The organism is Pseudomonas abieticivorans (assembly GCF_023509015.1).
Lineage (GTDB): Bacteria > Pseudomonadota > Gammaproteobacteria > Pseudomonadales > Pseudomonadaceae > Aquipseudomonas > Aquipseudomonas abieticivorans.
Genome location: NZ_CP094975.1, coordinates 3,797,678 through 3,822,219 on the forward strand (window position 1 = coordinate 3,797,678; position 24,542 = coordinate 3,822,219).

The 24,542-nt window shown below is 61.1% G+C and carries 24 protein-coding genes; 14 read left to right on the plus strand and 10 right to left on the minus strand.

What is annotated here, in order from left to right:
• Positions 1 to 411: 411 nt before the first annotated feature.
• From rpoE to pdxJ, 11 genes are all read left to right on the plus strand, one after another.
• Positions 412 to 993 carry an RNA polymerase sigma factor RpoE/AlgU gene (gene rpoE / locus L9B60_RS17405; protein WP_010220971.1) on the plus strand — a complete coding sequence of 194 codons (582 nt, stop codon included), beginning with the start codon at positions 412 to 414 and terminating at the stop codon, positions 991 to 993.
• Positions 994 to 1,024: 31 nt separating this feature from the next.
• A complete protein-coding gene (locus L9B60_RS17410; protein ID WP_249671995.1) occupies positions 1,025 to 1,621 on the plus strand; it encodes an RseA family anti-sigma factor in 597 nt (198 codons plus the stop codon).
• 8 nt (positions 1,622 to 1,629) lie between these two features.
• A complete protein-coding gene (locus L9B60_RS17415; protein ID WP_249671996.1) occupies positions 1,630 to 2,586 on the plus strand; it encodes a MucB/RseB C-terminal domain-containing protein in 957 nt (318 codons plus the stop codon).
• Positions 2,587 to 2,867: 281 nt separating this feature from the next.
• The gene (locus L9B60_RS17420; RefSeq protein WP_249671997.1) at positions 2,868 to 4,304 is read left to right on the plus strand and encodes a DegQ family serine endoprotease; all 1,437 of its coding nucleotides are present in this window, start codon (positions 2,868 to 2,870) and stop codon (positions 4,302 to 4,304) included.
• A 228-nt stretch (positions 4,305 to 4,532) separates the two neighbouring features.
• Positions 4,533 to 6,332 carry a translation elongation factor 4 gene (gene lepA / locus L9B60_RS17425; protein WP_249671998.1) on the plus strand — a complete coding sequence of 600 codons (1,800 nt, stop codon included), beginning with the start codon at positions 4,533 to 4,535 and terminating at the stop codon, positions 6,330 to 6,332.
• A 5-nt stretch (positions 6,333 to 6,337) separates the two neighbouring features.
• The gene (gene lepB, locus L9B60_RS17430) at positions 6,338 to 7,192 is read left to right on the plus strand and encodes a signal peptidase I (RefSeq protein WP_249671999.1); all 855 of its coding nucleotides are present in this window, start codon (positions 6,338 to 6,340) and stop codon (positions 7,190 to 7,192) included.
• Positions 7,193 to 7,262: 70 nt separating this feature from the next.
• A complete protein-coding gene (locus L9B60_RS17435) occupies positions 7,263 to 7,640 on the plus strand; it encodes a DUF4845 domain-containing protein (RefSeq protein ID WP_249672000.1) in 378 nt (125 codons plus the stop codon).
• Positions 7,637 to 8,326 carry a ribonuclease III gene (gene rnc / locus L9B60_RS17440; RefSeq protein WP_249672001.1) on the plus strand — a complete coding sequence of 230 codons (690 nt, stop codon included), beginning with the start codon at positions 7,637 to 7,639 and terminating at the stop codon, positions 8,324 to 8,326. The genes L9B60_RS17435 and rnc overlap by 4 nt, the downstream gene beginning before the upstream one ends.
• Complete coding sequence (era, locus tag L9B60_RS17445) at positions 8,319 to 9,221, plus strand: GTPase Era (protein WP_249672002.1); 903 nt, start codon at positions 8,319 to 8,321, stop codon at positions 9,219 to 9,221. The genes rnc and era overlap by 8 nt, the downstream gene beginning before the upstream one ends.
• Positions 9,222 to 9,334: 113 nt before the next feature.
• Positions 9,335 to 10,018 (plus strand): DNA repair protein RecO, encoded by a 684-nt coding sequence (gene recO, locus L9B60_RS17450; RefSeq protein ID WP_249672003.1) that lies wholly within the window; start codon positions 9,335 to 9,337, stop codon positions 10,016 to 10,018.
• Between the two features lie 54 nt (positions 10,019 to 10,072).
• Positions 10,073 to 10,813 carry a pyridoxine 5'-phosphate synthase gene (gene pdxJ, locus L9B60_RS17455; RefSeq protein ID WP_249672004.1) on the plus strand — a complete coding sequence of 247 codons (741 nt, stop codon included), beginning with the start codon at positions 10,073 to 10,075 and terminating at the stop codon, positions 10,811 to 10,813.
• Positions 10,814 to 10,877: 64 nt separating this feature from the next.
• Here the strand turns inward: pdxJ and L9B60_RS17460 are convergent, their stop codons facing one another.
• The 5 genes from L9B60_RS17460 to L9B60_RS17480 all read right to left on the minus strand — a co-directional run bounded on the left by L9B60_RS17460 (position 10,878) and on the right by L9B60_RS17480 (position 17,509).
• Positions 10,878 to 12,056: a M20 aminoacylase family protein gene (locus L9B60_RS17460; RefSeq protein ID WP_249672005.1), complete on the minus strand. Its 1,179-nt coding sequence runs from the start codon at positions 12,054 to 12,056 to the stop codon at positions 10,878 to 10,880.
• 27 nt (positions 12,057 to 12,083) lie between these two features.
• Entirely contained in the window at positions 12,084 to 13,385 is a 1,302-nt protein-coding gene (locus L9B60_RS17465; RefSeq protein WP_249672006.1) for an MFS transporter, read from the minus strand.
• A gap of 545 nt (positions 13,386 to 13,930) precedes the next feature.
• Positions 13,931 to 14,839, minus strand: coding sequence for a LysR family transcriptional regulator (locus L9B60_RS17470; RefSeq protein ID WP_249672007.1), 909 nt, complete (start codon positions 14,837 to 14,839; stop codon positions 13,931 to 13,933).
• A 110-nt stretch (positions 14,840 to 14,949) separates the two neighbouring features.
• Positions 14,950 to 16,203: a serine hydroxymethyltransferase gene (glyA, locus tag L9B60_RS17475; protein WP_249672008.1), complete on the minus strand. Its 1,254-nt coding sequence runs from the start codon at positions 16,201 to 16,203 to the stop codon at positions 14,950 to 14,952.
• 220 nt (positions 16,204 to 16,423) lie between these two features.
• Positions 16,424 to 17,509, minus strand: coding sequence for an AbrB family transcriptional regulator (locus tag L9B60_RS17480; protein WP_249672009.1), 1,086 nt, complete (start codon positions 17,507 to 17,509; stop codon positions 16,424 to 16,426).
• Positions 17,510 to 17,621: 112 nt separating this feature from the next.
• Between L9B60_RS17480 and L9B60_RS17485 the strand changes: the two genes are divergently transcribed.
• Positions 17,622 to 18,521 (plus strand): LysR family transcriptional regulator, encoded by a 900-nt coding sequence (locus tag L9B60_RS17485; RefSeq protein WP_249672010.1) that lies wholly within the window; start codon positions 17,622 to 17,624, stop codon positions 18,519 to 18,521.
• Positions 18,522 to 18,524: 3 nt separating this feature from the next.
• Here the strand turns inward: L9B60_RS17485 and nadE are convergent, their stop codons facing one another.
• From nadE to L9B60_RS17500, 3 genes are read right to left on the minus strand one after another with little or no spacing between them, the layout of a single operon-like run.
• Complete coding sequence (gene nadE / locus L9B60_RS17490) at positions 18,525 to 19,352, minus strand: NAD(+) synthase (protein ID WP_249672011.1); 828 nt, start codon at positions 19,350 to 19,352, stop codon at positions 18,525 to 18,527.
• Positions 19,353 to 19,377: 25 nt separating this feature from the next.
• The gene (gene pncB / locus L9B60_RS17495) at positions 19,378 to 20,571 is read right to left on the minus strand and encodes a nicotinate phosphoribosyltransferase (protein ID WP_249672012.1); all 1,194 of its coding nucleotides are present in this window, start codon (positions 20,569 to 20,571) and stop codon (positions 19,378 to 19,380) included.
• A 2-nt stretch (positions 20,572 to 20,573) separates the two neighbouring features.
• Positions 20,574 to 21,215 carry a nicotinamidase gene (locus L9B60_RS17500; protein ID WP_249672013.1) on the minus strand — a complete coding sequence of 214 codons (642 nt, stop codon included), beginning with the start codon at positions 21,213 to 21,215 and terminating at the stop codon, positions 20,574 to 20,576.
• 108 nt (positions 21,216 to 21,323) lie between these two features.
• Here L9B60_RS17500 and L9B60_RS17505 point away from each other — a divergent pair, with 108 nt between their 5' ends.
• Positions 21,324 to 22,016, plus strand: a complete 693-nt coding sequence (locus L9B60_RS17505) for an NUDIX hydrolase (RefSeq protein ID WP_249672014.1) — start codon at positions 21,324 to 21,326, stop codon at positions 22,014 to 22,016.
• A 4-nt stretch (positions 22,017 to 22,020) separates the two neighbouring features.
• On the opposite strand, the gene cmoB is transcribed toward L9B60_RS17505, so the two are convergent.
• Positions 22,021 to 22,977 carry a tRNA 5-methoxyuridine(34)/uridine 5-oxyacetic acid(34) synthase CmoB gene (gene cmoB / locus L9B60_RS17510; RefSeq protein ID WP_249672015.1) on the minus strand — a complete coding sequence of 319 codons (957 nt, stop codon included), beginning with the start codon at positions 22,975 to 22,977 and terminating at the stop codon, positions 22,021 to 22,023.
• Positions 22,974 to 23,717, minus strand: a complete 744-nt coding sequence (gene cmoA, locus L9B60_RS17515) for a carboxy-S-adenosyl-L-methionine synthase CmoA (RefSeq protein ID WP_249672016.1) — start codon at positions 23,715 to 23,717, stop codon at positions 22,974 to 22,976. The genes cmoB and cmoA overlap by 4 nt, the downstream gene beginning before the upstream one ends.
• A 287-nt stretch (positions 23,718 to 24,004) precedes the next feature.
• On the opposite strand from cmoA, the gene L9B60_RS17520 reads away from it, so the two are divergent.
• Positions 24,005 to 24,541: an N-acetyltransferase gene (locus L9B60_RS17520; protein WP_249672017.1), complete on the plus strand. Its 537-nt coding sequence runs from the start codon at positions 24,005 to 24,007 to the stop codon at positions 24,539 to 24,541.
• Position 24,542 lies beyond the last annotated feature (1 nt).

Sequence of the window (24,542 nt, forward strand, 5' to 3'; positions counted from 1 at the left end):
CATTCTGAAACCACGGTGCCTGACCAACGGGTTACCGCCCGATCGCGACCCACAAGGCTGTTTCATGGCTGAAACAATCGCGTATCGGCGATTTTTGACAGAATGTCCTGGGTAACCCCGCAAAATCATGGGAACTTTCCGCAAGCGCCCGGTATCCATAAGGGGTTACCCATAGTACGGGAACAGCGTCGGCCATGGGTGGTGCTGAAAACTTGGCACCGCAAGCGGATTCGACGACAAGATTATTGACGCAGCCGGCCATGACCGAGCGGCGTTTTTCGTGTAGGCCGGAATGACCGCCTGCAGGAAACTTGTTTGGAGGGGAGAACTTTTGCGAAAAGCCCGAGTCTATGTTTGCAAGCCTGAACGATGGCTGAAGCAACGCTCCTTCAAGACCACCGAGGAGTGTTCATGCTAACCCAGGAAGAGGATCAGCAGCTGGTAGAGCGCGTTCAGCGCGGCGACCGGCGAGCTTTCGATCTGTTGGTGCTGAAGTATCAGCACAAGATTCTCGGGTTGATCGTGCGTTTCGTGCACGACACCCATGAAGCCCAGGATGTGGCGCAGGAGGCCTTTATCAAGGCCTATCGAGCGCTGGGGAATTTTCGCGGCGACAGTGCGTTCTACACCTGGCTGTATCGAATCGCCATTAACACGGCGAAAAACTATTTGGTTTCCCGCGGTCGCAGGCCGCCAGACAGTGATGTGAGTTCTGAGGATGCCGAGTTCTACGACGGCGATCATGGCCTGAAGGATCTGGAGTCACCGGAGCGTGCGTTGCTACGCGATGAGATCGAAGGCACTGTCCATCGGACCATCCAGCAACTGCCAGAAGATTTGCGTACGGCGCTAACTTTACGTGAATTTGATGGTCTGAGTTACGAGGACATTGCGAGCGTCATGCAGTGTCCGGTTGGCACCGTGCGCTCCCGGATTTTCCGCGCTCGGGAGGCCATCGATAAAGCCTTGCAGCCTTTGTTGCAGGAAACCTGAGACAGCGGCGACAGCCAAGAGAGGAACCGCCATGAGTCGTGAAGCTTTGCAGGAATCGCTGTCCGCGGTGATGGATAACGAAGCGGACGAACTGGAATTACGCCGGGTTATCAACGCCCTGGACGATTCTGACACCCGTGCAACCTGGAACCGTTACCAGATTGCCCGTGCAGTAATGCATAAGGATTTGCTGGACCCACGCCTGGACCTGGCTGCCGCCGTTTCGGCTGCGCTGGCCGACGAAGTGGCTCCCGTAAAGGCCAAGAGCGGCCCGTGGCGCAGCATTGGCCGCCTGGCTGTTGCCGCTTCGGTAACCGTTGCCGTGTTGGCAGGTGTACGCCTGTACAACCAGGACGAAGTGACCGGTGCCCAGCAATTGGCTCAGCAGCAGCCGGCTCAGCCGACGCTGAATGTGCCACAGGTACAAGGGCCGGCCGTATTGGCGGGCTACACTGAAAGCAATGACCAGGCCACAGGCCCCATGGCTAACGGTGTATTGCAAGGTCAGGCCGGTGCGCACGATCCGCGTCTGCCAGGTTACCTGCGTCAACATGCACAGGAAGCTGCACTGAAAGGTACTGAAAGCGCGCTGCCCTACGCACGTGCCGCCAGCCTGGAAAACCGCTAAGGAGGATCATGCGCGCCATACCTCTACTACCGCTCTTGCTCGGTACTTGCCTGAGCGTCCCTGCCTTTGCTGCAGACGACGCTTCCCAATGGCTTAACCGCCTGGCGCAGGCCGAGCAAAAGCAGAGTTTCCAAGGCACTTTCGTTTACGAACGCAACGGCAGTTTCTCTACCCACGATATCTGGCATCGAGCCCTGAACGGCAAGGTCGACGAGCGTTTACTACAGCTCGATGGCTCCGCCCAGGAAGTGGTGCGGGTGGACGGTCGTACGCAATGCGTGAGCGGTGCCCTGGTTCCGGGTGTGAGCGAAGCACCTGATTCCTCCAGCCGTGTGCTTGACCCGCTGAAGCTGATGTCCTGGTACGACCTCAAGGTCGCCGGGGAGTCACGTGTGGCGGGCAGGGACGCAGTCATCGTGACGCTGAGCCCCAAGGATCAGCATCGCTATGGTTTTGAATTGCACCTGGACAAGCAAACCGGTTTGCCACTCAAGTCGTTGCTGCTGGACGACAAGGGGCGATTGCTGGAGCGCTTCCAGTTCACTTCGCTGAGCGACACCGTCCCCACCGATACTGACCTCAAGCCCAGCGACAACTGCAAGGCCATCGGCCCCGCAGTTGCCAAGCAGGCGAGCAATGTCAGCACCGGTTGGCGCTCGGATTGGCTACCGCCCGGTTTCGAGTTGGCCAGCAGTTCGGTACGCAAGGACGAAAATACCAAGACCACCGTCAGCAGCCTGATGTATGACGATGGCCTTGCGCGCTTCTCGGTGTTCCTGGAACCCCTGAACGGCACCACCGGCACCGATACCCGCACGCAATTGGGCCCGACCGTCGCCGTGTCGCGCCACCTGACCACCCCTAAGGGGGACGTGATGGTGACTGTGGTGGGTGAAATTCCGATTGGCACGGCCGAGCGAATCGCCCTGTCGATGCGCGCCCAAGATGGGCAGGCCAAGCAGTGAAATGGCCGTGCCAAGGCCTCGCCCTTGGCATCGCGCGCTGCCCGCCAGCGCGATCCGACACGTTTAGACTGAATTTCCCAGATGAAATTTAGGTCATCTAGCTTGCAACTCCCCCGGATTTTTTCTATAGGTCAGACCCTCAAGGGTCTGGCCTTGTTTGTCGTTTCAGGATCAGCACGGATGATCAACCAGGCCCGGTCAGCACTCATCGAGTGCAGCCCGGGTTTTTTGTGCCTGCTGGTCCCAATTGCTTAACCATGCTCGTTGTTAACGGGAGCCGTATGTCGATACCACGCTTGAAGCCTTATCTGTCCTTGTTTGCCGCCGTGCTGCTGTTCGGGCAGGTGGTCAACGCCCAGGCCGAGGCACTGCCTGACTTCACCACCCTGGTCGAGCAAGCCTCGCCGGCCGTGGTCAATATCAGTACCACGCAGAAGCTGCCGGACCGTAAGGTCGCCGACAGCCAGATGCCGGACCTGGAAGGCCTGCCGCCGGCGTTCCGGGATTTCTTCCGCAACATGCCGCGCCAGCCCGGTTCGCCCAACTCGCCTCGCGGCGACCGCCAGCGCCAGACTCAGTCGCTGGGCTCCGGTTTCATCATTTCCGATGATGGCTATGTGCTTACCAACAACCACGTAATCGAAGATGCCGACGAAATCGTCGTGCGCCTGTCCGACCGCAGCGAACTCAAGGCCAAGTTGGTGGGCACCGACCCGCGAACCGACGTGGCCGTGTTGAAGATCGAAGGCAAGAATCTGCCGACCGTCAAGTTGGGTGATTCCGACAAGCTGAAGGTCGGGGAGTGGGTGCTGGCCATTGGCTCGCCGTTCGGCTTCGATCACTCGGTTACCAAGGGTATCGTCAGCGCCAAGGGCCGCACCCTGCCTAACGACACCTATGTGCCGTTCATCCAGACCGACGTTGCCATCAACCCGGGTAACTCCGGTGGCCCGCTGTTCAACATGAATGGCGAAGTCGTGGGCATCAACTCGCAGATCTTCACCCGCTCCGGCGGCTTCATGGGCCTGTCGTTCGCCATCCCGATCGACGTGGCGATGGATGTGGCCAATCAGCTGAAGAAAGACGGCAAGGTCAGCCGCGGCTGGCTCGGCGTGGTGATCCAGGAGGTCAACAAAGACCTGGCTGAATCCTTCGGCCTGGACAAACCAGCCGGCGCGCTGGTAGCCCAGGTGATGGAAGACGGCCCGGCGGCCAAGGGTGGCGTGCAGGTAGGTGACGTGATCCTGAGCATGAACGGCCAGCCGATCGACATGTCGGCCGACTTGCCGCATCTGGTCGGTAGCCTGAAAGAGGGCACCAAGGCCAACCTGGAAGTGATCCGCGAGGGCAAGCGCAAAACCCTGACCGTGACGGTCGGTGCGCTGCCGGATGAAGATCCGGAGCTGGGCGACAACCCAAAAGCCGGCGCCGAGCGCAGCAGCAACCGCCTGGGTGTTTCGGTGGCCGACCTGACCGCCGATCAGAAAAAGACCCTGGACCTCAAGGGGGGCGTGCTGATCAAGGACATCCAGGACGGCCCAGCCGCAATGATCGGCCTGCAGCCGGGTGACGTGATCACCCACCTGAACAACCAGGCCATCGGTTCGGCCAAGGAGTTCACAGACGTGGCACAGGGCCTGCCGAAGAATCGTTCGGTGTCCATGCGCGTGCTGCGACAGGGGCGTGCCAGTTTCATCACGTTCAAGCTGAACGAGTAACTGGAAAAGCGACCTTCGGGTCGCTTTTTTGGGCCTGGAGCACTGGAGTGCCCGGTTCGCGGATAAATCCGCTCCTACGCAGCCCCCCCTGTAGGAGCGGATTTATCCGCGAACCGGGCGCCACATCTGCCAAGGAACCCCAATTTCCCCATGCAACCGTTATTCAGGTACAATTCCCGGCTATTTTTCGTTGGGCGTCCGGCCCGCAGCCTTTTTGAGTGTTGATCCGTGAGTGATTTGAGTCATATCCGCAATTTCTCCATCATCGCCCACATTGACCACGGCAAGTCGACGCTGGCCGATCGGTTCATTCAGATGTGCGGTGGCCTCGCCGAGCGCGAAATGGAAGCCCAGGTATTGGACTCCATGGACCTTGAGCGCGAGCGCGGCATCACCATCAAGGCCCACAGCGTTACCCTGTATTACAAGGCAAAAGACGGTGTCACCTACCAGCTGAACTTCATTGACACCCCCGGCCACGTCGACTTCACCTACGAAGTCAGCCGTTCGCTGGCGGCCTGCGAAGGTGCGCTGCTGGTGGTCGATGCCGGTCAAGGCGTCGAGGCACAGTCGGTTGCCAACTGCTACACCGCCATCGAGCAGGGCCTTGAGGTCATGCCGGTGCTGAACAAGATCGACCTGCCGCAGGCCGATCCTGATCGCGTGAAAGAAGAAATCGAGAAGATCATCGGCATCGACGCCACCGACGCCGTCACCTGCAGCGCCAAAACGGGCCTGGGTGTCGACGAAGTGCTCGAGCGCCTGGTGACCACCATCCCCGCGCCAACCGGCAACATCGAAGATCCGCTGCAAGCGTTGATCATCGACTCCTGGTTCGACAACTACCTGGGCGTTGTGTCCCTGGTACGCGTGCGCCATGGCCGCGTGAAAAAGGGCGACAAGATTCTGGTCAAATCCACCGGCAAGATCCACCTGGTGGACAGCGTCGGTGTATTCAACCCCAAGCACACCGCCACCGTTGACCTGAAAGCCGGCGAAGTGGGCTTCATCATCGCCGGCATCAAGGACATCCACGGTGCACCGGTAGGTGACACCCTGACCTTGAACACCACGCCGGACGTCGACGTGTTGCCAGGCTTCAAGCGCATTCAGCCCCAGGTCTACGCCGGTCTGTTCCCGGTCAGCTCCGATGACTTCGAGGACTTTCGCGAAGCCCTGCAGAAGCTGACCCTCAACGACAGCTCCCTGCAGTACACCCCGGAAAGCTCCGACGCCCTGGGCTTCGGCTTCCGTTGCGGGTTCCTGGGCATGCTGCACATGGAGATCATCCAGGAGCGCCTGGAGCGCGAATACGACCTGGACCTGATCACCACCGCGCCGACGGTAATCTTCGAGCTGTTGCTCAAGAACGGCGAGACCATCTACGTCGACAACCCGTCCAAGCTGCCTGACCTGTCGGCCATCGAAGACATGCGCGAACCGATCGTGCGGGCCAATATCCTGGTACCGCAGGAGCATCTGGGCAACGTCATCACCCTGTGCATCGAGAAGCGCGGCGTGCAACACGACATGCTGTTCCTTGGCAGCCAGGTGCAGGTCACCTACGACCTGCCGATGAACGAAGTGGTGCTGGACTTCTTCGACCGCCTGAAGTCCACCAGCCGTGGCTATGCTTCGCTGGACTATCATTTCGACCGTTACCAGTCGGCTAACCTGGTCAAGCTGGACGTGCTGATCAACGCCGAGAAGGTCGATGCCTTGGCCCTGATCGTGCACCGCGACAACGCCCACTACAAAGGCCGCGCGCTGACCGAGAAGATGAAAGAACTGATTCCTCGGCAGATGTTCGACGTTGCGATCCAGGCCGCCATCGGTGGCCAGATCGTTGCCCGGACCACTGTCAAGGCGCTCAGAAAGAACGTACTGGCCAAATGCTACGGTGGCGACGTGAGCCGTAAGCGCAAGCTGTTGGAAAAGCAGAAGGCCGGTAAAAAACGCATGAAGCAAGTGGGCAACGTGGAAATTCCACAAGAAGCCTTCCTTGCGGTGCTCAGGTTGGATAGTTAGGTCCTATGTCACTAAATTTCCCGCTGTTGCTGGTCATTGCTGTCGCCGTCTGCGGTTTGCTGGCCCTGTTCGATCTGGTTGTCCTTGCGCCCAAGCGCAAGGCGGCGATCGCCAACTACGAGGGCAGTGTCAGTAACCCCGAGATGGCTGTCGTCGAGCAGTTGAACAAAGAGCCGATGCTGGTGGAGTACGGCAAGTCGTTCTTCCCGGTGCTGTTTATCGTGCTGGTGCTGCGATCGTTTCTGGTCGAGCCGTTCCAGATTCCGTCGGGGTCGATGATCCCGACGCTGGAAGTGGGCGATTTCATCCTGGTGAACAAATTCTCGTACGGGATCCGCTTGCCGGTGATCGACAAGAAGGTGATCCCGGTGGGTGATCCGCAGCGCGGGGACGTGATGGTGTTCCGTTACCCCAGCGACCCGAGCGTGAACTACATCAAGCGGGTCATCGGCCTGCCAGGTGACAAGATCAGCTACACCCAGGACAAGCAGCTCTACGTGAACGGCCAGCTGGTTTCCAAGCAGTTGGTGGGCACGGAAAACGGCAGCCTTGGCACCGCCGAGCTATACAAGGAAAAGCTGGGTGACGTCGAGCATTTGATTCGTCAGCAGATGGGTCGCTACAACATGCCACCGGACAACGAGTGGACGGTGCCCGCCGATCATTACTTCATGATGGGCGACAACCGCGACAACTCCAACGACAGCCGTTACTGGGATGACCCCAAGATTCCCAAGGAACTGCTGGGCATGGTCCCGGACCACAATATCGTCGGCAAGGCCTTCGCGGTCTGGATGAGTTGGCCGGAACCGAAGATAGGCCACTTCCCGAATTTTTCGCGAGTGGGCCTGATCAAGTAGTCGAGCGCGGCGCTGCCCTTGGGGCAGCGCCGAATGCTTTTCTGGCGTCGCAAGGAAGGGGAGGTCGGGCATGAACGTCGCTACTTCGCAGAAAGGCGTATCGCTGCTGGGCGGTTTGTTGATCCTGGTTGTGCTGGGCTTTGCCTTCAGCGCCGGGTTGAAACTGGCGCCGCACTACTTCGACTATTGGTCGTTGAAAAAAATCATCAGCTCGGTGGAAACCGAGAAGGCCGTGCCGATCAGCACTGTCAGCGACTTTTACAACCATGTGCGCGCTGGCATGCAGGTCAACAATATTCAGGATGTGGATTTGAACAAGGCGTTAAGTGTGACATTGGAGGACAATGTGTTCCTCGCCCATTTGAAATATGAAGAGCGTGAGCCACTGATCCAGAACATCGATCTGGTGGTGAAGTTCGACCACGAATTCAGCGTGCGTAAACCGTGAGCGTTTCCTTGAGCCGTCTCGAGCGTCAGCTCGGCTACACCTTCAAAGATCAGGAACTGATGGTCCTGGCCTTGACTCACCGCAGCTTCGCCGGGCGTAACAACGAACGCCTGGAGTTTCTGGGTGATGCCATCCTCAATTTCGTGGCCGGCGAGGCGCTGTTCGAGCGTTTCCCCCTGGCCCGCGAAGGTCAGCTGTCGCGCCTGCGGGCCCGTCTGGTAAAGGGCGAGACCCTGGCCGTGCTGGCCCGTGGTTTCGACTTGGGCGAGTACCTGCGCCTGGGTTCGGGTGAATTGAAAAGCGGTGGTTTTCGCCGCGAATCGATCCTGGCCGATGCCCTCGAAGCGCTGATTGGTGCCATCTACCTGGACTCGGGCATGGAAGTGGCCCGTGAACGCGTATTGGCCTGGCTGACCGGCGAGTTCGAAGGCCTGACCCTGGTCGACACCAACAAAGACCCCAAGACCCGCCTGCAAGAGTTCCTGCAGTCGCGTGCCTGTGAACTGCCACGTTACGAAGTGGTGGATATCCAGGGCGAACCGCATTGCCGGACGTTTTTCGTCGAATGTGAAATCACCCTTTTGAACGAAAAAAGCCGTGGGCAGGGCGTCAGCCGTCGTATTGCCGAACAGGTAGCGGCCGCTGCAGCACTGATCGCCCTGGGCGTGGAGAATGGCAATGACTGAAACAACTCAAACCCGCTGTGGCTACGTGGCCATCGTTGGTCGCCCTAACGTGGGCAAATCCACGCTGCTGAACCACATCCTGGGTCAAAAGCTGGCAATCACCTCGCGCAAGCCGCAAACCACCCGCCACAACATGCTGGGCATCAAGACCGAGGGCGAGATCCAGGCGATCTACGTCGATACCCCCGGCATGCACAAGAGCAACGAAAAGGCGCTCAACCGCTACATGAACAAGACCGCTTCGGCGGCGTTGAAAGACGTCGACGTGGTGATCTTCGTGGTCGACCGCACCAAGTGGACCGACGAAGACCAGTTGGTACTGGAGCGTGTGCAGTATGTGCAGGGCCCGGTGATCCTGGCGATCAACAAGACCGACCGCATCGAAGACAAGGCCGATTTGATGCCGCACCTGAGCTGGCTTCAGGAGCAACTGCCGAACGCGCAGATCGTACCGATTTCCGCGCAGCAGGGGCACAACCTCGAGGCGCTGGAAGGCCTGATCGCCAAGCACCTGCCGGAAAACGATCACTTCTTCCCGGAAGACCAGATCACCGACCGCAGCAGCCGCTTCCTGGCCGCAGAGCTGGTGCGTGAAAAGATCATGCGCCAACTGGGTGCTGAGTTGCCGTACCAGATCACCGTCGAGATCGAAGAGTTCAAGCAGCAGGGCAAAACCCTGCACATCCACGCCTTGATCCTGGTCGAGCGTGATGGCCAGAAGAAGATCATCATCGGCGACAAGGGCGAGCGCATCAAACGCATCGGCACCGAAGCGCGCAAGGACATGGAGCTGCTGTTCGACTCCAAGGTCATGCTCAACCTGTGGGTCAAGGTCAAGGGTGGCTGGTCCGACGACGAACGCGCCCTGCGTTCCCTCGGTTACAACGACCAGTAATACCCCCCCTGTGGGAGCCAAGCTTGCTTGCGACGAAGCCCGATCAGGCACACCGTGCTCAAAGGCTATCGCGAGTAAGCGCTGCTCCCACAGTGCCAGGGTTCAGGATTGCCATGGCCACCCCCCAAGCCCAACCCGCCTACGTGCTCCACTCCCGTGCATACCGCGAAAGCAGTGCGCTGGTGGACTTCCTCACGCCCCAAGGCCGCCTGCGTGCGGTGCTGCGCAGCGCCCGTGGCAAGGCGGGCACCTTGGCGCGGCCGTTCGTGCCCCTGGAAGTTGAATTTCGTGGCAAGGGCGAGCTGAAGAACGTCGGGCGCATGGAAGGCGTGGGCGTGGCCGCCTGGATGGTCGGTGATGCCCTGTTTAGCGGTTTGTACCTCAACGAGCTGCTGATCCGCCTGCTGCCCGCCGAAGACCCGCACCCCCACGTATTTGATCACTACGCCGCGACCTTGCAGGCGCTGGCCGCCGGCCTACCACTGGAGCCGTTGCTGCGCTCCTTCGAATGGCGCTTGCTCGACAGCCTGGGCTACGGCTTTGCCCTGCACCAGGACATCAATGGCGATGCGATCGAGGAAGGCGGGCTGTATCGGCTGAAGGTCGACGCGGGCCTTGAGCGTATCTGGTTGCTGCAACCTGGCGTGTTCAACGGCATCGAGCTGATGGCCATGGCCCAGGCCGACTGGGCCGTGCCCGGCGCGTTGGCCGCGGCCAAGCGGCTGATGCGCCAGGCGTTGGCCGTGCATCTGGGCGGCAAGCCGCTGGTCAGCCGCGAACTGTTCCGCAAGCCGTAGCCGCGGCGCCAGTCTGGCCGTATCCTAGTGGGCTCAAACCTTAGGAGCGCTCCCGTGACCACCAGCAATCGCATTCTTCTTGGCGTGAACATCGACCACGTGGCCACCCTGCGTCAGGCGCGTGGCACCCGCTACCCTGACCCGGTCAAAGCCGCACTGGACGCCGAAGAAGCGGGCGCCGATGGCATCACTGTGCACCTGCGCGAAGACCGCCGGCACATCCAGGAGCGCGACGTGCTGGTGCTCAAGGACGTGCTGCAAACGCGCATGAACTTCGAGATGGGCGTGACCGAAGAGATGCTTGCCTTTGCCGAACGCATCCGCCCGGCGCACATCTGCCTGGTGCCGGAAACCCGCCAGGAGTTGACCACCGAAGGCGGCCTCGACGTGGCCGGCCAAGAGGCGCGGATCAAGGCCGCAGTCGAGCGCCTGGCCAAGATCGGCTGTGAAGTGTCGTTGTTCATCGACCCGGACGAACGTCAGATCGCCGCATCCAAGCGTGTCGGCGCACCCGCGGTCGAGTTGCACACCGGCCGTTATGCCGATGCCGAGAATCCGACCGAGGTGGCTGAAGAGCTCAAGCGCATCGCCGACGGCGTGGCCTTTGGCGTGGCCCAGGGTTTGATCGTCAATGCCGGCCACGGCCTGCATTACCACAACGTGCAGGCCGTGGCCGCGATCAAGGGCATCAATGAATTGAACATAGGCCACGCGCTGGTGGCTCACGCTTTGTTCGTAGGGTTCAAGGCGGCGGTGGCCGAGATGAAGGCGTTGATCGCCCAATCCAGCCGCTAATAACGACGCGGATGAATGTGCTCTTTTGTAGGAGCGGATTCATCCGCGAACCAGACAGCGCGATTTACGCCAAATACCCCTCGACCAACTCCACCCAGCACGCCGCGCCCAGCGGTATCACCGCGTCATCGAAATCATAATGGTCGTTGTGCACCGAGCACCCGGTGAACTCGCCCGTACCATTGCCTAGCACGAAATAGCAGCCCGGTCGGGCCTGCAGCATCCAGGCAAAGTCTTCGCTGCCCATCAGCCGTACCGGCATTTTATTCAGCACGTTGTGCTCACCCAGTACCTTACGGGCCACTGCGCGCATGCGTTCGGTTTCGGCCTCGGTATTGACCAGCACCGGCGCCAGCAGTGTGTAGTCGACCTGGGCCGTTACGCCGAAACTTGCGGCTTGGCCTTCGATGATTTCACGGATGCGCTTTTCCACGCGGTCGCGGATCTGCGGCGCGGCGGTGCGCACGCTGAGCATCAGTTGGGCGGTTTCCGGGATAATGTTGTAGGCCGTGCCCGCGTGCACCATGCCCACGCTGATCACCGCCGCGTCGTCGGCCGCCAGGTTGCGTGACACCACGGTTTGCAGGGCGGCAATAATACTGGCCAGGGCCGGTATCGGGTCCACCGCGCGCTCGGGCATGGCGCCGTGGCCGCCACGGCCGGTCAGGGTGATGGTCACCCGTTCCGAGGAGGCCATCAGGCCGCCAGCCTGCACCACCGCCTGGCCCACGTTCAGGCCCGGCATATTGTGGAAGGCGTACACCGCGTCGCACGGGAAGCGCGTGAACAGGTCGTCCTCGATCATCAGCTTGGCGCCGGCCAGGCCTTCTTCGTCGGGCTGAAAGATCAGGTTCAGCGTGCCGTTGAACTCGGCGCTGGTGGCAAGCTGTTCTGCCGCCGCCAGCAAGGTCGCGGTGTGCCCATCGTGGCCGCAGGCGTGCATGCGCCCGGCGTGCTGGCTGGCCCAGGGCAGGCCGTTCTTTTCCAGGATCGGCAGGGCGTCCATGTCGGCGCGAATGCCCAGGGTGCGGTTGCCGTCGCCCTTGCGCAGTACGCCGACCACGCCTTGGCCGCCGACGCCTTCATGCACTTCATAGCCCCAGGCACCGAGCATTTCCGCCACCAGGGCCGAGGTGCGTTGGGTATCACCGCCCAGCTCCGGAAAACGGTGGATGTCGCGGCGGATAACGGCGAAATGCTCGGCCGTGCCTTGCAGGTTCTGCTTGATGATCAGGTTGGTCATGGAGGGGCTTCCTTATTTTGGCAGTAATCAGTCGCGGCCTGGGTGTTCTGGAAACAGGCGCAGGGCAAACAGGCTCACCAGGCACGCCGCGATCAGGTAGAAGGCGGGGGTCAGCGGGTTACCGGTGACGCCGATCAGCCAGGTCACCAGCAGCGGCGAGAAACCGCCGAAAATCGTCACGCCAAAGCTGTAGATGATCGATAGCCCCGTTACTCGCTGCTCACGGGGGAAGGCCTCCATCATCATCGCAAGGCTGGGGCCCACGCCCACGGCCAGCGGCATCACCAGCAGGGTGATCGCCAGCATGCACAGCAAGGTGCTTTGCCCGCCCAGCAGCAGGAAGGCTGGGTAGACCATCACCAACGGCAGGCACACCGTCCAGTAAAGGATGGTTTTGCGGCTGGCCAGGCGGTCGGCGTAGCGCGCGGCGAACGGTGGGATGATCGCCAGCAGCGCGCTGGCCAGGCCCACCAGGGCGAAGGCGAAGGTGCCGGGGTAGTGCAGGGTGTTGACCAGGTAGGTAGGCATGTAGAACACCACCATGTACATGGACACGGTGGCCGCTGCCATCCACAAAATGCCCAGCACCAAGGTGCGGCCTTGGTTGCGCAGCAGGGCGGCCAGTGGCGTGGGGTTGTGCGGGGCGCTGTGGGTTTCGTCCAGGTGCTGGCGAATGTACCAGCCCACCGGCCCGATCAGCAGGCCGATCACGAACGGCACGCGCCAGCCCCAGCTGTGCAGGGCCTCCTGGGTCAGGTTGCTGGTCAGCAACAGGCCGGTCAAGGCACCCAGCAACGCCGCTGCACCTTGGCTGGCGCCTTGCCAACTGACCATGAAGCAGCGGTTGTCGGTGCGCCCCGATTCCATCAGGAAAGCCGAGGCGGTACCCACTTCGCCACCCGCCGAAATCCCCTGCAGCAGGCGACCGAACACCAGCAGCGCGGTGGCGGTGATGCCGATGCTGGCGTAGGTGGGAGTAAAGGCGATCAAGCCGGTGCCCACGGTCATCAAGCCAATGGTCAGCGACAGCGCTGCCTTGCGCCCGCAGCGGTCGGCGACCCGGCCAATGATCACCGCGCCCAGCGGGCGCATCAGAAAGCCCACGGCAAAGGTCGCCAGTGACATCAGCAGCGAAGCCAGGGCCGAGTCATTGGGGAAGAACAGTTGGCCAATGATCACCGCGAAGAAGCTGTACACGGTGAAATCGTAGATCTCCAGGCCGTTGCCCAACGAGGAGGCAATGACCACCCGGCGCATGGTGCGGGCTTGAGGCGTGGCGGTCGATGCGCCGATGGTGCTGACAGGGGTACTGGCTGGCGTGGTCTTCATGCTGGTCATCCTGAGCCCGATTGAACGGTGTGGGCGCAGTTTTGGGCATGTTGGAGCGTCATGCACTTGGCATTTCTGCAAGGCCCTCACCAATAGTGTGGGAAAGCTCCGGCCTGTGCGTACCCCTGTGTCGACATCTGGGCAATTTTGACTCGACGTGCACAAACCCGGTGCCCTGGCAGTGGGGCAATCGGTAACCAGTGGGCGCCGGAGATGGTTTTTTCTGATAACGGCAGGTGAGTTTTCTGATCGGCCGGCACTGAAACAGGCTGTGGCAGACGGGTTTCGGGCACTTTGCTCAAGGGCTTGAGTATTGGTGAAGTGGGCCGAGGGCCACAGTCATCAAAGATTCAAAGCGCAATGCGCACCGACAACCCCGCCAACACCGCCCCGACAGGGTAATCAGCAGGTTCACCACGAAACTCACGCTGGTTTGCTCGCTGCCCAGCACCAGGCTTTGGCTCAGTACGTGTTGAATATCAGCAACCCGTGGGGAGCCAGGTTCATTGGCGTTCCTTGTCAGTTAATCAACGTGGCGAGTCCATTCAGGCGTTCTGTAACGCCCGCTGCAACATAATAAACAACTGCCCGGCCGTCTTGGTCAGGTAGCTGCGGTTCACACACACCAAGTTAATGAAGTAATCGGGCACCGGTTCCTGGATGTCCACCTGCTGCAAGTACTTGGACATGTCGCTCAGGCCCACCAAGTCGTGGCCCAGGGCGGGTTCGCTCATGATCATGACGGCGTCGCTGTCGATCAGCAGTTTGATCGCCAGGTTCATCGCCGTGCATTCCAGGGTCTTGCGCGGGCGGGCCAGGGCGCTGGCTTCGAACAGCTGGTTGAATTGCGACTGGTTGTCGGCCAACGGGTCCACGCTGATCCATTGCGATTGCTGCAGCAGGCGCAGCGTGCGGACATTACGCAACGGGTGCTCCTTGCGCACCACTACCGCACCGTTGATCTGGCGCAGTGGCTGCCAGTCCAGGCCCACGGTGCTGGCCGGTAGTTGCGAGGTCACGGCAAAGTCCAGCAGGCCATCGCGCAGGTGTTGCAGCAATTGCGCCGGGCGCAGTTCCAGCACCCGCAACGAGGCCTGCGGGTAGGCCTGCTGGAACTCCAGCAACACGTCTTTGAGGGGCTGCAGGATGGCGGTGACCGGGGTCACGCCGATGGTGATCTCGCTGACCACCAAGCCCTTCATGTCTTCGATCTCCTGGCGCGCGCGGCGCACGCTTTCCAGCGCCTGGCGAGCGTGGCCCAGCATGCGCTGGCCGTATTCGGTCAAGGTCATGCCCTTGTTCGAGCGTACCAGCAGGGTGATGCCCAACTCGTTTTCCATTTCTTTGATTGCCCGGCTCAAGGCGGACTGGGTCAGGTGCAGCACGTTGGAGGCGTCCTGCAGGCTGCCGGTTTCATGGATGGCGACGAGTGCGCGTAGTTGATGCAGTTTCATTGTTATTCCCGACAACGGCCACCGGCCAGAGAGGTTATGGACGGAGTTTGCCAGAAGTGCACCCGCGCGTGCGCCCAGGCGTTGTACCTGGGCGTGTACGCGTGTTGCGATCAGTGAGCGTAAACGGGAAAGCGCCGGGTTAATTCAGCCACGCGGGTGGCCACTTCGGCTTCCACGTCGGCATCGCCCAGGTGGTCGAGGATGTCGCAGATCCAGCCTGCCAGCGCTTGGCACTCAACCAGGCCCAAACCTCGGGTAGTGACTGCCGGTGTACCGATGCGCAAGCCCGACGTCACGAAGGGTGATTGAGGATCGTTCGGCACGGCGTTCTTGTTGACCGTGATGTGGGCCCGGCCCAGGGCCGCGTCAGCGTCCTTGCCGGTGATGCCGCGGGCAATCAGGCTGACCAGGAACAAGTGGTTGTCGGTGCCGCCCGACACCACCTCGTAACCGCGCTCTATAAACACCGCGGCCATGGCCTGGGCGTTGTCGATCACTTGTTGTTGATACACCTTGAACTCGGGTGCCAGCGCTTCCTTGAAGCACACGGCCTTGGCGGCGATCACATGCATCAGCGGCCCACCTTGACCACCGGGGAACACCGCGGAGTCGAACTTTTTCTCCAGTGCCGGATTGGCCCGCGCCAGAATCAGCCCCCCGCGTGGCCCACGCAGGGTTTTGTGCGTGGTGGTGGTGACGACGTCGGCGTAGGGCAGCGGGTTAGGGTAGAGCCCCGCGGCCACCAGCCCCGCGACGTGAGCCATGTCGACGAACAGGTAAGCCCCGACCTTGTCGGCGATGGCGCGAAAGCGCGCGAAGTCCAGGGTTTTGGAATAGGCCGAGAAGCCGGCGATGATCATTTTCGGCTGATGCTCCACGGCCAGGCGCTCGATTTCGTCGTAGTCGATCAGGCCCTGGTCGTTCACGCCATATTGCACGGCGTTGTACAGCTTGCCCGAGAAGCTCACCTTGGCGCCGTGGGTCAGGTGCCCGCCGTGGGCCAGGCTCATGCCCAGCACGGTGTCGCCGGCTGCCAGCAGGGCGAGGAACACGGCGGCATTGGCCTGCGAGCCGGAGTGCGGCTGCACGTTGACGTAGTCGGCACCGAACAGCAACCTGGCCCGCTCGATGGCCAGGCGCTCGACCAGGTCGACGTGCTCGCAGCCGCCGTAATAGCGCTTGCCGGGGTAGCCTTCGGCGTATTTGTTGGTGAGCTGCGAGCTCTGGGCCTGCATGACTTGGGGGCTGGTGTAGTTTTCCGAGGCGATCAGTTCGATGTGCTGTTCCTGGCGCCGGGCTTCCTGATGCATGGCCTGGGCAAGGGCGGGGTCAAAATCGGACAGGGTGAGGCTTTTCTCGAACATGCTCGCATTCCTGATACGGGGGAGGATGATCAGGAACAGAGCAAAGTCGATGCCAGTGTGTAAAACCCAATAAAAACAATAGGTTATTGTTTTTTAGTGATTTTTACTGTAACGATTTCAATCCAATTGAAACGGTATTAAGCCGCTTTTCACTATCAATATGCCAATAAAGACAGACATCCGGCTTTGCTTGGATCAAAAGCATTCCAGTGTAATGATTTCAATCCGTTTTCGAGCGCTCGCTCACCCGGATAATCAGTCGGGCCAGATACGCACCGGTAAAGATCACCCCGAACAAACGTAACGTCTGCATGGCCAGCACCAGGCCAACATCCGAATGGGTGTCCACGGCAATGATCGCCATCGAGTCCAAGCCGCCCGGGCTGGTGGCCAGGTACACCGAGAGGAAGTCCTTGCCCAGCATCCAGGCAATCAGCCAGGCCGAGAGCGCGCACAGCACGATCAGCATCAGTGAGCCACCGATCATGGCCGGCAGGCGCCGCCATACGTACTGCATGGTTTCGCGATCAAAGCGCAAGCCAATGTAGCAACCGATACCCCCGTAGGCGATGCTCAGCAGCCAAGGCGGCAAGGTGATCTGCAACACGCCGCTCAACTGCAACGCGCCCCCCAGCAGAATCGGTACTAGCAGGGCGCCGGCCGGGACCCGGGTGCCAGCCCATACGCCGAACACGATCACGGCCAGGCTAAAGCCCAGGTTCAGCCAGTGGTCGGCATGTATTGCCACCGGTGCGCTGTGGGCGTCGGTGCCGCTGCCTTCCACCCCCAGCAAGTGGCTGACCAGCGCGCCGATCATCACCACGCATACCACGCGCACGTATTGCATGGTGGCCACCACGCGCCCGTCGGCGCCGTTGTCCTCGGCCATGGAGACCATGGCCGACGCTGCGCCCGGCGAGGTGCCCCAGGCCGCAGTGCCCGCGCTGATACCGCCATAGCGCACCATGCCCAGGCCGACCAGGGTACTGAGCAGCACCGTCAACACGGTGGCAAACAGCATCACGTGCCAGCTTTGCACCACCGCCAGTAACACCGCGAAGGTGATCGAATGGGCCACCAGCAAGCCGACGCAGCCTTGGCCCAGCTTGAACAGTTGCCGGGGTATGCGCACCTGCGCGCCGCTTACGCCAAAGCCGATGGCCACCAGCATGGGGCCGACGAACTGCCCGGCGGGCAAGTTGAAGTGTTTGAGCAACTGGCCGAACGCGCCGGCGGACAGTATCAGCAACAGCCACTGCACCTGAACGGGCCAGTAGCGTAAAGCGAGGGATGTTTGATGCGACAACGTGAACTCTCCAAGGCCCGGATCAGAGCCGGGCGCGGGGAAATTATCGACAGTGCAATCGATCAAGTCTATTTTCTAATACTGATCAACCGATAACTGGCAGTTATGAATCATGGACCTGCGCGACCTCACCTATTTTGAAACCATCGCCGAGCTTGGCCACCTGGGCCGCGCCGCCGAGAAGCTCAACCGCAGCCAGCCGGCGTTGACCAAGAGTATCCAGCGTCTGGAGGAGTCGCTGGGCACCAAACTGTTCCAGCGTGATGGCCGGCGGATCAAGCTGACCGACGTGGGTGAACTGCTATTGGCGCGTGGCAAGCAATTGCAACAAAGCATTGCCGAGACCGAGCGAGAGGTGAGGGACTTCGCCATTGGTGCGGTGGGCAACATCCGCCTGGGGTGCGCATCGAGCATGGCCGAGTACCTGTTGCCGCGGTTGACCGCCGCATTGTTGGCGCGGGCACCGGACATCACCTTAAGCCTGGTGATCGGCCAGGACGACTTGTTGCGCGAATCGCTGTTGTCGGGGCGGCTGGACATGATCATCTGTTCGATGATTTCCAGTGACCCGCAATTGCAAAGCCATTCGTTGCTCAAGGACGAGGCCGTGGTGGTGGCCAGCGCCAACCATCCGATCTTCGATGGGCCCTACAAGATGGCCGACCTTAACCGCTACCGCTGGGTGCTACCGGGGCCCAGCGTGTCATCGCGGCGTTGGGTGGAAAACGCCTTTGCGTCCCGGCAATTGCCACCGCCGTTCGTGCAGATCGAGACCAACACCATTTCGGTGCTGCCACGCTTGATCGCCCACACTAACCTGCTGAGTTTTCTGGCCAGGGAGTCGCTGGAATATGGGCAGGGCATGAGCCTGCTGCGCGAGGTGCCGCTGGCGCAAACCACCATGACCCGTACCATTGGCGTGACGGTGCGGGCCGGGGCGTACCAGTCACCCGCGGCCCAGGTCATGCTGAGCATGCTCAAGGATCGCGGGCAAAGTTTCTTCAGCGGCTAGGGCTCACGGGGTAAACGGCAGCACGCGCTTGTGCTGGGAGTTGTCGTAGGTGCGCACGATGATCGCGTAGGCCTCGTCGCTGACCGGCTGGCCATGCAGGAAGGCGTCGATCTGCGCGTAGCTCACGCCGTGGGACTCTTCGTCCGGCTTGCCTGGGCGCAGTTCTTCAAGGTCGGCGGTGGGTACTTTTTCCACCAGGCTTTGCGGCGCGCCCAAGTGACGGGCGATGGCGCGCACCTGGTTTTTCACCAGGCCACTCAGGGGCGCCAGGTCGCAAGCGCCGTCGCCGAACTTGGTGAAGAAACCCATCACCGCTTCGGCGGCGTGGTCGGTGCCGATCACCAGGCCGTTGTTGGCGTTGGCGATGGTGTACTGGGCCACCATGCGGATACGTGCCTTGGCGTTGCCAATGACAAAGTCACGGCGGGCGTCGGTCAGGCCGTGCAGGTGCACCACTTGCTCGGACAGGCCGAGCACGGCGCCGGCGATGTTCACGGTGTCTTCGACGTCGGCCTTGATGAACTGCATGGAGGCGGCGGCATCGTGTTCGTCGTGCTGCACGTTGTAGGGCAGGCGCACGGCGATGAAGCGGTAGTCGTTGTCAGCGGTTTCGGCGCGCAACTCCTCGACGCTCAACTGGGCCAGGCGCCCGGCGGTCAGCGAGTCGACGCCGCCGCTGATGCCCAGCACCAGCACTTTGAGGTGGGCGTTGCGCAGGCACTGCTTGATGAATGCCTTGCGCCGCTCGACCTCGGCCACGAGGGCCGCGGTGTCGGCGAAGGGTGGAACCACCTCCAGGGCCGCGGCGATTTCCTGTTGACGATTGCTCATGTCTAACCTCCTTGAGGGGTGCAATTCAGACGCGAAAAACATGTTTGAGGTAAGTGACGAAATTCTCATCCAGGCACTGGGTCTTGCCCGGCGTATCGGAGATCTTCGCCACCGGCTGACCGTTGCAGGCAGTCATTTTGATCACGATGTTCATGGGCGTGACGCCCGGGATGTCGCAGGTCAGGTTGGTGCCGATGCCAAAGCTTACATTGATCTGCCCGTGCAGCGCCCGATAGAGTTCCAGCGCCTTGGGCATATTCAGCCCGTCGCTGAAGATCAGGGTCTTGCTCATGGGGTCGATGCCCAGTTTTTCGTAGTGGGCAATGGCCTTGTTGGCCCATGCCAGCGGGTCGCCGGAATCGTGGCGCAGGCCGTCGAAGAGCTTGGCGAAATACAGGTCGAAGTCCTTGAGGAAGGCGTCCATGGTGATGCAGTCGGTCAGGGCGATGCCCAGCAGGCCCCGGTACTCGCGCACCCAGCAATCGAGGGCGGCGATCTGGCTGTCGATCAGCCGTGGGCCCAGTTGCTGGTGGGCCATCAACCATTCATGGGCCATGGTGCCAATCGGTTTGACGTCCAGTTCGCGGGCCAAATGCACGTTGCTGGTGCCCACGAATCGCCCGGGGAAGTCGCGCTTCAAGATACGCAGCACTTCTTCCTGGGTGCGGTACGAGAAGCGCCGGCGCGTACCGAAGTCGGCCAACTGAAAACCTTCCAGCTCGCTGATGCTGGCCTCGGCTTTCAGCCAGTCGAGTTTTTTGTACAGCTGCTCGCTGACGTTCTCCATGACCACGTCGCGGTAGCGATAGCGGTTGCGTACCTCGCTGATGATGGCCAGCAGCGGGATTTCATAAAGGATCACGTGCAGCCAGGGCCCGCGCAAGCGGATGCATAACTGGCCGTCCTCGATGCTGGTATGCACGTAACGCAGATTGAAGCGGAACAGGCTCAAAAAGCGGATGAAGTCCGGCTTCATGAACGGGATGCGCTCCAGGAACTGCAACTGGTCGGCGGTGATGGAGATCTCGGCCAGGCGCTCGATCTGGTGGCGGATCTCGGCCAGGTACGGGGTCAGGTCCTCGTTGTTACGACAGCGAAACTCCCATTCCACCTCGGCGTTGGGGTAGTTGTGCAGTACCGCCTGCATCATGGTCAGCTTGTAAAAGTCGGTATCAAGCAGGTTCTGCACGATCCGGTCGGCAAATACGCTCTCGGCCATGGTCAGGCCTCCTTCTGGGGCACGGCGGCGGCCAGTTGCGCGGCGCTGTCATAAAGTTCGACGCCTTCACTGCGCATCTGCTCGCAGGCTTGTGCTGCTGTGTGGTCAGCGATGGCGCGGCAGGCGGGCAAGTACACGCCCACCCTGAAGCCTGCGCGGCGCAGTTGCAGGGCGGTGGTCTTCACGCAGTAGTCCAGCGCCAAGCCACCGACCAGCACGGTGTCGACCTGCTGCTGGCGCAGGTACTCGATGACCCCGGTGCTGCGGGTGTCGGCCAAGTCGTGGTAGCAGGCGCCGTAAGGGTGTAAGTCCGGCTCCACGCCTTTCCACACGAAGTAGTCGTAGGCCAACGGCGCGGGCAGGGTGTCGAGCAATTCGAAGCCCGGCGTGCCCGGTACGCAGTGGCTGACCCAGGTCAGGTCGGCGTTGGCCAGTTCGAGCGGCTGCAACATCTCGGCTTGGGTTTGCACCACCCAGGCGGCCTGCGGGCTGTGGGCGTCCTTGCTGCCCAGGCGCAGCTCGGCGAAGCTTGCCAAGTGGTTGAGTGCGCCAGCGATCAGGTGGCCTTCGGGCACCGGCAACTCGTCCGGGCACAGGGGCGTGAAGCCTTTTTGCGCGTCGATGTCGAAGCTGGCGATTTTCATGGGCGGTATCTCCTGCGTTGTGCGTGACTACATATTCCACCTGATGTAATATGTGGTCAAGCACATTTTGGCAAACACCGCCGTCGGTGGGCGCGGCAGGGGGGATCAATGAATACCGCACAAGTACTCGCCAGCGTCGACATTGTCGCCCTGCGCCTTAACCCCCAGTTGGGCCTGGAGCTGTTGCTGATCCGCCGCGCCCGCGAACCCTTCGCCCAGCAGTGGGCTCTGCCTGGTGTGTTGGTCAACGGTCGCTGCGCCGATACCAGCCTGGACCAGGCTGCCGGGCGCGCCCTGAATGAAAAGGCCCGGGTCCGCCCGCAATACCTGGAACAGGTGGCCACCGTGGGCAGCGCCACGCGGGACCCGCGCGGCTGGTCGCTGAGCACCATCTACCTGGCGTTGCTGGGCCCAGGCACCGTGTTGGAAGGGGGGGATTTGTGTTTCGTGGCGCTGGCGCAGGTGCTCGACGGCAGCTACGGCTTACCGTTCGACCACGCAGCCTTGGTGGCCCAGGCCTGGGAGCGGCTGTCGGGCAAGGCGGTGTACACCTCGCTGCCGCTGCATTTGCTGGCGCCGCGCTTTACCGTGACCGAGGCTTTGGGCACCTTCCAGGCGTGCCTGGGCCAGGCGGTGCAGCACACCACCTTGCGCGGGCGGCTGGAGCGGATGAAAGCGCAGGGCTGGATCAAGGATACCGGCGAAAAGAACTACCCGAAAATGGGCCGCCCGCAACACCTGCTGCAGCATTGCCCGCAGCAGGGTGGGGTGTTCGTGTTCGACCGCAGCGTGCTGGTGTAGTGGCTTACTTGCGAGCCTTGATCACCGCACGCATCGGCGCTGGCAGGCCTTCGATGGTCTTGCTGTGATCGTCCGGGTCAAGGAAGTGGCTCAAGGACTGGTAGCGCATCCAGTCGGTGCTGCGTTGCTCCTCGACGCTGGTCACGCTGACGTCCACGCACTGCACGTCGCTGAAGCCGGCGCGGCGCAGCCAGCGTTCCAGCGCCGGCACTGAGGGCAGGAACCACACGTTGCGCATTTGCGCGTAACGGTCTTCGGGTACCAGCACCTGGTTGACGTCGCCATCGATCACCAGGGTTTCCAGCACCAGTTCGCCACCCTTCACCAGGCAGTCTTTCAAGGCCAGCAGGTGTTCGATGGGCGAGCGGCGGTGGTAGAACACGCCCATGGAGAACACGGTGTCAAAGCCTTCCAGGTTGGCCGGCAGGTCTTCCAGGGCGAATGGCAGGTGCCAGGCGGGCAAGTCCGGTAGAAAACGTTGCACGGCCTGGAACTGGCAGAAGAATAGCCAGTTGGGGTCTACCCCGATCACGCTGTCGGCACCGGCACCCAGCATGCGCCACTGGTAGTAGCCATTGCCGCAGCCGACATCCAGCACGCGCTTGCCTTTAAGGTCCAGGTGCGGCGCTACCCGCGACCACTTCCAGTCTGAGCGCCATTCGGTGTCCACGTGCACGCCGAACAGGTCGAACGGGCCCTTGCGCCAGGGCGACAAGCCCATCAGCGCAGTGCGCATCTGCTCGCGGGTGGCGTCGTCGCAGTCGCAGTTGAGGTTCAGGCCGTTCACCAGGTCGATCTGGCTGGGCATCACGGCCGGGATTGCGTCGAGCGCGGCCTGCCAGCGCTCCAGGTCGCCGTGGCCTTTTTCCATTTTGGCGTCGAGCTGGGTTTGCAGGCCGTTGGCCCATTCGGCCAGGGGGGTGCCCGCCAGGCGGCGGACCAGTGGGGCGAGATCAATCATGGCAGGGCAATCAACGAGGCAAAGTTAAGGCATTGGAACCAGGGCACCACCTTGGAAAAGCCGGCCGCCAGCAGGCGGTCGCGGTGTTCTTCCAGGCTGTCGGGTTTCATCACGTTCTCGATGGCGCTGCGCTTCTGGGCAATTTCCAGTTCGCTGTAGCCATTGGCGCGTTTGAAGGCGATGTGCAGGTCGGTGAGCAGTGCGTGTTCTTCAAGGTCGTTGAAGCGCAGTTTTTCCGAGAGGATCATCGCCCCGCCGGGCACCAGGGCCTGGCGGATACGGCCCAGCAGGGCCAGGCGCTGCTCGGGGGCGATGAACTGCAGGGTGAAGTTCAGCGCCACCACCGACGCGGGCTTGAAGTCCAGGGCCAGGATGTCGCCTTCGATGACCTGCACTGGCAGCAACTCCTGGAACATCGAGTCCTGGGCATTGAGGTATTCGCGGCAGCGCTCGACCATGGCCTGGGAGTTGTCCACGGCAATCACATGGCAGTCGTCCACCCGCACATGGCGGCGCAACGACTGGGTGACGGCGCCTAGGGAGCTGCCCAGGTCGTACAGCGTGGTGTGCGGCTGGGCGAACTGCGCCGCCAGCACGCCAAGGTTCTCGACGATGGTCGGGTAACCCGGCACCGAGCGCTTGATCATGTCCGGGAACACCCGCACCACGTCTTCGTTGAAGGCGAAGTCGGGCACCTGGGCCAGCGGCTGGGAGAATAGGCGGTCGGGCTCTTTGCTCACGGGGGTGTTCCGGTGCTGTCGGCTGAAATGAGGGGCGGTATTTTAACCGGTATGGCGCGGTTTCACACCTGTGGCGAGGCCGAAGGCTGCAATGCTGTTGCTTCATCCCACGAAACTCAGTAATGGTCACTAACGATTGGCTGATTGTTAATGATCGATGCTTCTGTAGGACAGTAGGTAGGAAGTTTCCGTATTTTTATGTGGGGCACCCAGGTTATTGTCATTATTGATGTGCGCGGGTACTGTTTTGTATATCTGATCTTAGGGTTGCTTACGGATTTTATTCAATGCTTCAGGAGTCGCGTTATTACAACTTGCGCTATCAAGCCTTTAAGGCGGCAGCTCGCAAAATTGCTTATGAAAGGGTAAAGGCAGAGCCTGGCTTCTTGAAGGCGGGAATCGATCCGGCGATGGTTCGTTATGATGCTATAGATGCCGAGGCCATTGCGGCTAGTCACTTATGGGGGGCAGAGGTAGTCCTATACCCTTGGGAAAACGTGCGAGGCTGGAAACGCAAGGATCCGCGAGGTTTAGATGTCTCTCTCTGGTATGGTAAGGAGCTTTGTGGTTTATGTTACGCGACCCCAAGAAAAAGCAGTATTTGTATTAAAGTTATCTTGCTGGAAGGTAAGCCAAATAAATTTCATCCACTAAGAGGTGTAGTTGCATCACTCGCCATCGTGTCGATAGATATCTATGCTCGGATGCTGGGCTGTGAAGAGATAGAAATTCAAGAACCCAGCCAAGGGGCCGCGCATTGGTATCTAGAACTTGGTTTTGAATATAATGCTCAAGGGCGCCTTGTTATGCCGGTGAAGGCGTAAT